The 1261-nt window shown below is 55.8% G+C and carries 1 protein-coding gene; it reads right to left on the bottom strand.

The genetic code is table 11. The features are described from left to right. A partial coding sequence (locus FTE26_RS08180) for a terminase gpA endonuclease subunit (protein ID WP_272457539.1) occupies positions 1 to 1261 on the bottom strand: 1261 nt, incomplete at both ends.

Genomic DNA, 1261 nt, shown 5'->3' on the forward strand with positions numbered 1-1261 from the left:
GGACACACTCCAGCCAGGTTTCCCGGCTCGCCCACTCCGGTGCATCCGGCCAGCGGATCTTTTCGTATCCATGCAGAATGACCAGAGCCTCGGCATACACCATCAGGTCAAAAGCTTCGTTGGCACCGCGACCCGGCTTACTCCATTTCCCGTCACTGCTCCGCTCTTCATACGTCAGTTCGTCGTAAAACCAGCTCCCCAGCCAGTCAGGGAAATGCACATAGCCGGGACCTGGCGAGTCACGCCATAACGCGTTATTCACCCGGTCTTTCAGTGCATCCGTCTGAAGAAGCCAGAGCGGCACATCACCTGCGGCCTGCGCCCGTCGGCCCGTTCGTCCGGTGTTATCAGGGAATGTACGGGTGATCAGTTTTGCGCGCCGGATGCTGTCGCCCTTAAACAGGTAAATACGTTTACCAAGGCCATCACGACGGCAACGACGCCAGAATTTATAGGCATTATCAGTGACCCCGTCTTCACCGCCGGAGTCCACCGCCATTGCCATCAGTCGCATTTGTTGAGAAGGATCGGAGGCCAGCGGCCAGCTTTTATGAAAAACATCCGTCAGCAGGACATCCCAGTCTTCCGGATAGCTGGCCGGATCAATTCGCTGGCTCTCCCCGTCGCTGTCACCGCGCAATGACTGCGTGATGTTGTAACGATCAATAATCCAGCGTTCGCCACGGCTGCCATAGCCCGTTACCTGAACCACAAAACGGCGATGACGTCCCGCCTGCACATCCACTGTCGCCACAAGGAAATTAACGCCATCCGGCACACTGTGGGAAGGAACTGGCTCTGCCCGCTGCTCAAGCAGTTCACTTTTTCGTTGCTCCATGCTGGCGCGGGGAAGATAAGGTAATCCCCAGTCGGTATTGATAACCGTCTTGAGTGTTTCTTCACTTCCGGTTGTCTCGTATTCCTGTTCTGCAGTAAGCAGTTTGTAAACGAGTTGCGAGAGTGTCTGGTAAGCAGCTGCCGGACCCTCCATCCAGAATGACGCAATACGTGAGCGTCGGGGATCACCATAACGACTGCCATCCGCATTGATGGATTCACCATCCCGCAACCAGACCCCACGTCCGTTCAGCTCACGTTTTTGTTCAGGCATAATCCGTCCTGAACAGGAAGGACACTGAATATAAGCCGCCTCACTTGCCAGCACGGGATCGGCAATATCACGGAAACCAGCAACCACATCGCCGCAGGGCTGAAAATACTCACCACAGTGTGGACAGGGCCAGTACCAGCGACGGCGATC

It is taken from the genome of Escherichia sp. S10b (assembly GCF_028421345.1).
In the GTDB taxonomy this organism is placed as follows: Bacteria; Pseudomonadota; Gammaproteobacteria; order Enterobacterales; family Enterobacteriaceae; genus ECMA0423.